Genomic DNA, 7,534 nt, shown 5'->3' with positions numbered 1-7,534 from the left:
TTCTTTTTAGATTTGAACTTAGGAAAGCCGTTCTTCTCTCTGAAAAATCTGACAAAAGCAGCATCTACATGTTTTGTCATACCTTGAAGGGATTGAGAATTAGTTTCTTTCAGAAAAGGTTTTTCAGTTTTCAGTGCTGGAAGAAGCTTATCTAAGCCCATATGATTTATAGATCTACCAGTCTGCTCATAAGTCTTAATTTTCTGTTCCAAAGCCCAATTATAGACAAGTCTACAGCTGCCGATATGTTTATTGATTAAGGACTCTTGTTTATTAGTAGGTTTAAGTCTATACTTATAGGCTTTTAACATTAGTAGTTATATTAACTTTACCCGCATTATAAGTAACGAATAAACTTTAAAAACGTAATACGGTTAAGTTGACGGCATTCATCCCAACCCTAAAGGGAGAGGGCTTTCTGCCTTCTTACTGTAAAGCCACTTTCACGAAGGTAAATATTTTCATTTACTCGTGCCTGAGCGAGTCCACAGGTTTCATTCTTGCGGCTTTTCTTGCCGGGTAGACTCCTGAGACAAAGCCTACGAATACAGCCACAAAGAATCCGGCTGCTATGAGGCTGGAAGGAAATACTACAGGCAGTTTAAGGAGGGTTTCAACGCTGTAGGCGCCTGCAATTCCTACTGTACTTCCGAGAATGCCTCCGAAAACTCCGAGCAGGATTGACTCGATCATGAAAAGGAAAAGAATATCAAAGCCTGTGAATCCGAGGGATTTGAGCACTCCGATCTCTCTTGTCCTTTCAGTCACGCTTACGAGCATAATATTCATTATCCCGATCGAGCCGACCAGCAGGGAGATCAGCGCAACGGTCGTCAGGAAAGAGCTGAGAGCTGCCGCCATCATATCCGTTTGTTTTAAAATCTCAGCCTGATTGATGAGGACATAAGGGCGGGCCTCTTTATCTGCAAGCGCCCTCTCGGAAATTCCGAAGCTTCGGGCAAGGCGCTCGTCTACTTCATCCGAGGTCTTCTGAATTGCTGCGGGGTCTTCAGCCATTGCAAAAACCCCGCCGTAGTCTTTTTCGCCGAGAATCTCGTTCATAACGTCGATCGGGATAAGCACGGCCTCGTTATCATCGTACGCCTGGACAACAGTATTTTCCGGGTTCTGGATTATTGACTTGACTTTAAAGGTCTTTGTAATTTTTTCGTCTTCCCCTACCCTGAAGGTTATGTTTATGGAGTTCCGGGCCGAAATATTCCGGTCGAACTTCTCGTTTGCGACTTTGTGCCCGATAATTGCCACGTACCCGTCATTGTCATTGATAAAGGTCCCCTTTTGAAGCTTTGTATTTGCCACCTCATCATAAGATTTCCCGACGCCGCTAACCATGATATTTTTGGTTTCGGACATGTACGTGACTTCCGCCGTTTGTGACTTCAAAGGTGAAACTCCCGAGATTCCGGGAGTGTTCTCAACGAGCTTCAGCTCATTGTCGTAAAAAAGTTTGGGCTGCATTCCCTGAATGAAGATGAAGTTCGACCCCAAATTGGTCACTTCATTCGTAAAATGCTGGTTGAAACTTGCCCCGAGGGATACATTTGCGATTACGGCTGCAACTCCTATGACGATTCCAAGTATGGTAAGGGTTGAACGCAGCTTTGCACTTCTAATGCTTCCAAGCGCGATTTTTCCTGCACTGAAAAGGGGGATCATAACTGGGCTCCGTTTTACAGATTTTATAGGGAAAGGCTGGGGGAAGGATAGAATTAAGAATTAAGAGAATTGATTTTTCTTAAACTTTCTTTAAATGAATACATTAGACATATAAATTCTGCGAGGAGGAGAATATCGCTCCCTAACTAGACAAAAGATTTTCAGAATTGTTTAGAGTTTTTTAGAGTCTTAGATTAAGATACTTCTTGCTGTAGAACAAAAAATATCCGTTTTTTTAGATAGATAAAAATATCCATATTTTTTAGGTAGATAAAAGGAATAAATAAATGGTTGATCATAAGAAATTACAGGAAGAAAAGCTTGCTTAAAAAATACGCAGGAAGATATATAGATGGTCCTTAAAATTCGCCCCGAAAACCCTTCAGACTACCTGGCCATAACCGAAGTAAATGACCTTGCCTTCGGGCAGCCTGCCGAAGGAAAACTTGTTGAAAGCCTCAGGAAAAACCCGAAGTTTATTCCCGAACTTTCGCTTGTGGCTGAACTTGACGGGAGAATAGCTGGCCATATTCTCTTTTTCCCTGTAGTAATCAAATCAGGAAATGGAGAAGAAAAAGAAACGATTTCACTTGCCCCGGTTGCAGTTTTGCCTGAGTTCCAGAAGCAGGGTATAGGAGGCGAACTTATAAAGGAAGGGCTCAAAGCCTGCCAGCAGCTGGGATACGATTCTGTTATTGTCCTCGGGCACCCTGAATATTATCCGAAATTCGGGTTTAAGCCGGCAAATAAGTGGGGAATAAGAGATCCTTTCGGCGCACCTGTTGAAGCGTTTATGGCGCTGGAGTTAAAGAAAGGGGCGCTTGAGGGAACAGGCGGAATTGTAGAATACCCGGATGAATTTAATGACGTGTAAATTCAAGATGGTCGTGATCCCTGGATTCGAAAAAGATTAGAGTTTTTTCCCGAGCTCTTTTGCTCTTTCGAATATTTCGGAATGATGGTAGATATCATCGAGGGCTGTTGTGCCCGAAACCCAGATGCTTTCCTGAACATCGAAGCCTAAGAAGCTGAAGAGGCCTTCCATATACTTGAAGTAATGGTCAAAGTTGTTGGGGTTTGGGTTCCCGTATGTGTAAGCAAGGACGAGTTTAGTCTTTACTTTCAGGAGACGGGAAAATTCGGGCTTTGCACAGGGCTGCCAGCAGGTTAATGCTATAAGGCGGTCAACAATTGTTTTAGTCTGGGCAGTCATCTGCCACATGTAGATCGGAGAGCCTATTACAATGGCATCAGAGGACATTATTTCCTTATAGAGTTCCTGCATATCGTCATCAATGATGCATTTTCCGTCAAGACTGCAGGACATGCAGCCTTTACAGGGTTTCAAGTCCATTCTGGCAAGATGATAGACTTTTGTCTTAGCACCGTTTTCAGCGGCACCTTCAAGGATTGTATTCACAAGTGTAGCAGTATTCCCGTTTTCACGCGGGCTTCCGATCAGTCCGAGTATTTTCATGCAAAGACCTTCCTGGTAATAAATATCTCATCGTCGAAATATAATAGCTTATTAAAAAATGAGCATAAAGCTAATAAGTATTTGTAAGAATAAAATATGTGTTTTTATATATTTTTGATGTTAATAAATATAATTTAGATTTAGTATTTTTCATCGAACATCTCCTATTTCTCGAATAATAAGTAAAAAAGGTAACTTCTCAGCCTGGGGAAACAGTATCAATAGCTGTTTTTGGTAAGAATTAACGAGCAAATTTCATTTAATTTATTATCTCTAATTGTTAGCTATTCATCATGTTTTTTCTTTTCTCATCAGCTAATATTCAGAAGTATCTATTAAGTCAAAAGTAAGTCAATATTAGAAGTAAGTCAATATTAGAAGTCAATATTAAGGCAAGAGAAAAACAGGAAAAATGTTTAGAAAAACTATAAGTGTTAAAAAATTAGAAGATGAAAGAAAAAGATGAAAGGAAAAAAAGAAAATTTAGAGCGATGGCGTCAGGCTTGACTCGGCTCTTCCGAACTCAGGGCTAGACAGATTAGGAGTCGAGACCAATTTTCCGAGCTCTCTTGCTTTTTCAAGCAGACTGGGCCTGAAGGAAACTTCAAGCTTATCCGTGCCTGCCGCAATGACGGTTTCCAGAACATCAAAGCCGAGATAGTAGAGAAGGCCGGCTGTATATTCAAAGTACGGCTTGAAGGCATCCCTGTCCGAACTGCCCTGGGAAAAGACAAGGATCAGTTTCTTATTATCAAGCCTGCTCGAAAAATCAGGTTTTAAGAAGGCTGTCAGGCGGTCAATTAAGAGTTTAGTCTGGGCAGTCATCTGCCACATATAAACAGGAGAGCCGAGTACAACAGTGTCTGCAGCCTGGATTTCCTCGTAAAGTTCCTGCATATCATCGTCTATAAGACAGCAGCCTGATTCCTGGCATCTGCAGCATGCATCGCAGCCTTTAATATTTAAAGAATCCAGATTATAAATTACGTTTTCTGCGCCGTTTTCGGCAGCTCCGTCAAGAATTGCATTTACAAGCTTTGCAGTATTTCCATCGATATTAGGACTACCCACCAATCCAAGAATTTTAATGCTAGAACCCCCGTTAAAACGTTTAAAAATTTAGAATTTCAAACAAAAGTAAACAAAAGTATAAACGAGCAATCAGCATAAAAATGTTTCTCTTATTCAAGAAATTAACCAAGTTTGCCCAAGAAGTTCGAACGTGAAAGGAAAAAACAGGAAGAAAAAAGAGAAAGGGAGAGGGGAGGGAAAAAAGAAAAGGGAAAGAAAAGGAAAAGGGAAATAGAGGATTATTCTTTTTTCAGCTTTCCCACGTTCTTTTTCTCAGCTTTGATTTATTCCTATTCAATTTATTTCTCTTTTTTCTTTCTGTTAATTCAATTTCTTTCTAATTTAATTTCTATTTAATTTCTTTCTAATTTGATTTCTATTTAATTTACTTCTTTTCTAATTTAATTTTTCTTTACTTTCAAAAGGGCGAAGGCTCCAAGCCCTACAAGAAGTACCGGGAGAGCCTTGAATCCGGAGATCGGAGATCCCTTCTCGTCGGGCTCTGTTCGAGGCAATGCCATATAAGTATCGTAATTGAAAATCGAGACTCCCAGGAAAGCCGAATCACCTGAATAATAATCTGCAAGGCCGGCAAAAAGTTCCTGTACTGAAAATTTATCTTTAAAACCCTCTTCCACAGAGATTTCGATTATTCCTTTTGAACCTGCGCCTCTTATCTCCCCCATCTCAAGGGCAACGGCATCAACAATGCCTGGCACAGAGTTAAGCCCTTCAGTTCCCGATGGGTAAGCCCTGATAATGAAGGAATCGATAAAAGGAGCAATTTCTTCGATTTCCGATGCGGTATAATTAAGTGGGAGGCTTGCTGAGACGGATACGTTTTCTTCGGCCTCTTTATTAGCCGTTTCAAACAACGTTCTGTAATCGATTGCACTTTTCTCAGAGCCTTCCCTGGCAGAGGAGTTTACGTAGATAGCGATGCCGTCAAAGGGGGCAAGAGATTTTTCGTTATAACCAAGTACCGTATTGAGGGAATCCTGGCAGGTGTCTTCAGCTCCTTTTTCTGTGCAGTTTACGTCTTCCAGGAGCACGGCATGCACCGAAATTCCTTCTTCATGGGCCATTTTTACAAAACGCTCGTATTGCCATACGTCCCTGCTGTCCACTGTGAGGAAAATCGTATCCGTACCAGAGGATTTAAGCTCCTTTACAATGTCAGGGAAATCAAAGTTGTATGGGGAAGAAAGCCTGATTCCGGAAATCCCGACATCGTACTCAGGGAATGAGATTTCCGGGGCACCTGTGTCATTCTGGCTAAGGTTTTCCTGCGCCTGTGCAGCTTCCTCTGGGGTGGAAGTTTCGGAACTCAGCTCCGATCCGGGCATAGTTTGAGGCTCAGAAAGAGCTCCCGATTGAGAATTAGTCCCGGACCCGGAAAGATTTCCAGAATTATTTTCAGAGACGCTTTCTGGAGAAACTTTATTTTCCCCCTGAGCCGAAACAATCCTGACCGTGGGTTCGGTTCCGACAAACTTCCGAACCAGTACGTAATCGACTGACATATAGCCTGTATTCTTCGAGGAGTCCTTATAGGAAGCGGCATAGAGATAAACATGCATTGGGAAATTGGTAATGTAATCATTTGAGGCGAAATCCATTTTCAAGTCCTTCACACCGTTTTTAAACCAGGACACTTTGCGAGTATCGTTCTCCTCATACCAGGCAATTCCTGAGACATACCATTCCCCTTCAGGAACATTAACGTCAGTGAGATCATAGAGATTATTCTTTTGCTTCCTGTAAGTTGTTTCCAGGCCTACACGGCTTTCATTGGCAAGCTCGGTCTCATGCTTGATTTCGTTTTTTCTGCTGTCTATCTGGTCTACGAAACCCTGCCGCAGCACAGGCCCTCTGCTGTCCGCACCTGTGGTTACTTTCATCCTTTTGACCACAAACATAGAATTGATTTCAAAACGGTCTTTGCTGTAGATCGTAGAGGAGTCGTAAGCATGAACCTTTGGAGCTGCAACATTACAGATCCCGTTTTTAACCTCAACCAGTCCTCCTCCTGCACTCTCAGCATTCCAATCAAGCTCGTTGAGGTTACTGCCCTCGAAGTTATCGAAAAAGTCAAATGTTCTTTCTCCACTGCTCACGGCTTCAACCCCGGGGTTCCCGTACCTCATGAGGATTTTGCCGGTCTTGTTCGCAGGGAGGGCTGGAAGCCTGACCCAGATAAGGGCTTCCTCATTTTCAGGGTCCCAGGTCTCAATCCAGTAATTGAGGGTTCTATCGCCTGAGGAGAATCGAATGTCTGAGCCATCACTTTTTGCTTCTGAAAAATTAAAATTAGAAGAGTTCAGACCCACAGGGACAGGGTATCCTTGCAGGGTCTTGCCGGCGTTCTCAGTAACTAAGATTTCCTGGGAGCAATTCCATGAATTCTCTTTTGTGGATAGATCCCACGTGTTGCCCGTGGCAGCCAGGGCACAGCCTGTTAACAGAAATATGAAAAACACAGAGACAATCCCGCATACGGTAGATCTTTTTGCCATCATTAGAAGCCTCTCGTAAGCCCTTTATTAAATACAATTGAGAATTAATACGAAAATCTTGACAGGTAATGGTTACTTACCTGAAAACAATAAACCTTTTCATAAATACTTGTCTAAAATAATAAAGATAATGATATTAGAAGTTGTAATAAAAAGGAAGGTCAAAAAATGATTAAGTCCGGGGAATGGAATCCGAAACTGTAATAAAGAATCTTTGCAATTACAGTTTCAATGACGCTTTTATCCAGCACTGAACTGAGAAAACTTATACAGGCAAAGCCTCCTTTGCTTGAAAATGCCGTTGATATAGAAACCCAGATCCAGCCTAACGGGCTTGAACTCACCCTGAAAGAGATAAAAACAATAGAAGGTCCTGGAGCTGTGGATTTTGATAATTCGGAGAGAAAGCTCCCGAACGGGAAAAATCTTGAATTCGGGAGTGATGGCTGGATACACCTGCCAGAGGGAATTTATAAGGTACTTTTCAATGAGATCGTAAATATTCCGATGAACCTGGCTGCAATCGCAAAGCCGCGGTCAACCCTTATTCGTTGTGGAGCTACCCTTGAAACCGCAGTATGGGATGCCGGATACAGGGGACGCAGCGAGTCAATGCTGGTAGTTTACAATGCGTCAGGCTTTAGACTGAAAAAAGATGCACGAATTATGCAGCTTTTGTTTTACACCCTGGACGCAGAAGTAGAAAAAGGGTATTCAGGGGTATATCAGAATGAAAATACAAAGTGAGTTCTTAAAAAAGCTTTTTTAAGCTTTTTCTAAATTCTTTTAAATT

Annotated in this window: 7 protein-coding genes; 2 read left to right on the top strand and 5 right to left on the bottom strand. The window is 42.0% G+C overall.

Annotated features, from left to right (window positions below; all coding sequences use genetic code 11):
• The coding region (locus ACPK8D_RS01965; RefSeq protein WP_424716158.1) for a helix-turn-helix domain-containing protein at positions 1 to 311 on the bottom strand (311 nt) is incomplete at its 3' end.
• Positions 312 to 465: 154 nt separating this feature from the next.
• Complete coding sequence (locus ACPK8D_RS01960; protein WP_424716157.1) at positions 466 to 1,677, bottom strand: ABC transporter permease; 1,212 nt, start codon at positions 1,675 to 1,677, stop codon at positions 466 to 468.
• Positions 1,678 to 2,029: 352 nt separating this feature from the next.
• Here ACPK8D_RS01960 and ACPK8D_RS01955 point away from each other — a divergent pair, with 352 nt between their 5' ends.
• Positions 2,030 to 2,551: a GNAT family N-acetyltransferase gene (locus ACPK8D_RS01955; RefSeq protein ID WP_424716156.1), complete on the top strand. Its 522-nt coding sequence runs from the start codon at positions 2,030 to 2,032 to the stop codon at positions 2,549 to 2,551.
• A gap of 36 nt (positions 2,552 to 2,587) precedes the next feature.
• On the opposite strand, the gene ACPK8D_RS01950 is transcribed toward ACPK8D_RS01955, so the two are convergent.
• From ACPK8D_RS01950 to ACPK8D_RS01940, 3 genes are all read right to left on the bottom strand, one after another.
• Complete coding sequence (locus tag ACPK8D_RS01950) at positions 2,588 to 3,154, bottom strand: flavodoxin family protein (protein ID WP_424716155.1); 567 nt, start codon at positions 3,152 to 3,154, stop codon at positions 2,588 to 2,590.
• 483 nt (positions 3,155 to 3,637) lie between these two features.
• Positions 3,638 to 4,243 carry a flavodoxin family protein gene (locus tag ACPK8D_RS01945; RefSeq protein WP_424716164.1) on the bottom strand — a complete coding sequence of 202 codons (606 nt, stop codon included), beginning with the start codon at positions 4,241 to 4,243 and terminating at the stop codon, positions 3,638 to 3,640.
• Between the two features lie 383 nt (positions 4,244 to 4,626).
• On the bottom strand, positions 4,627 to 6,741 hold the full coding sequence (locus tag ACPK8D_RS01940; protein WP_424716154.1) for a DUF2341 domain-containing protein: 2,115 nt from the start codon (positions 6,739 to 6,741) through the stop codon (positions 4,627 to 4,629).
• Between the two features lie 231 nt (positions 6,742 to 6,972).
• Here ACPK8D_RS01940 and ACPK8D_RS01935 point away from each other — a divergent pair, with 231 nt between their 5' ends.
• The gene (locus tag ACPK8D_RS01935; RefSeq protein WP_424716153.1) at positions 6,973 to 7,488 is read left to right on the top strand and encodes a deoxyuridine 5'-triphosphate nucleotidohydrolase; all 516 of its coding nucleotides are present in this window, start codon (positions 6,973 to 6,975) and stop codon (positions 7,486 to 7,488) included.
• The last annotated feature ends 46 nt before the right edge of the window (positions 7,489 to 7,534 follow it).

The sequence above is a fragment of the Methanosarcina sp. genome, from assembly GCF_049706645.1.
Taxonomy (GTDB): Archaea; Halobacteriota; Methanosarcinia; order Methanosarcinales; family Methanosarcinaceae; genus Methanosarcina.
Note: the sequence above shows the minus strand (reverse complement) of the source record. Positions and strands in the feature narration are given on the sequence as shown.

Excerpts from the sequence above, each read along its gene's own strand:
- ACPK8D_RS01950 (WP_424716155.1), bottom strand. The coding sequence starts at position 3,154 with ATGAAAATACTCGGACTGATCGGAAGCCCGCGTGAAAACGGGAATACT.
- ACPK8D_RS01935 (WP_424716153.1), top strand. The coding sequence starts at position 6,973 with ATGACGCTTTTATCCAGCACTGAACTGAGAAAACTTATACAGGCAAAG.
- ACPK8D_RS01955 (WP_424716156.1), top strand. The coding sequence starts at position 2,030 with ATGGTCCTTAAAATTCGCCCCGAAAACCCTTCAGACTACCTGGCCATA.
- ACPK8D_RS01940 (WP_424716154.1), bottom strand. The coding sequence starts at position 6,741 with ATGGCAAAAAGATCTACCGTATGCGGGATTGTCTCTGTGTTTTTCATA.
- ACPK8D_RS01960 (WP_424716157.1), bottom strand. The coding sequence starts at position 1,677 with ATGATCCCCCTTTTCAGTGCAGGAAAAATCGCGCTTGGAAGCATTAGA.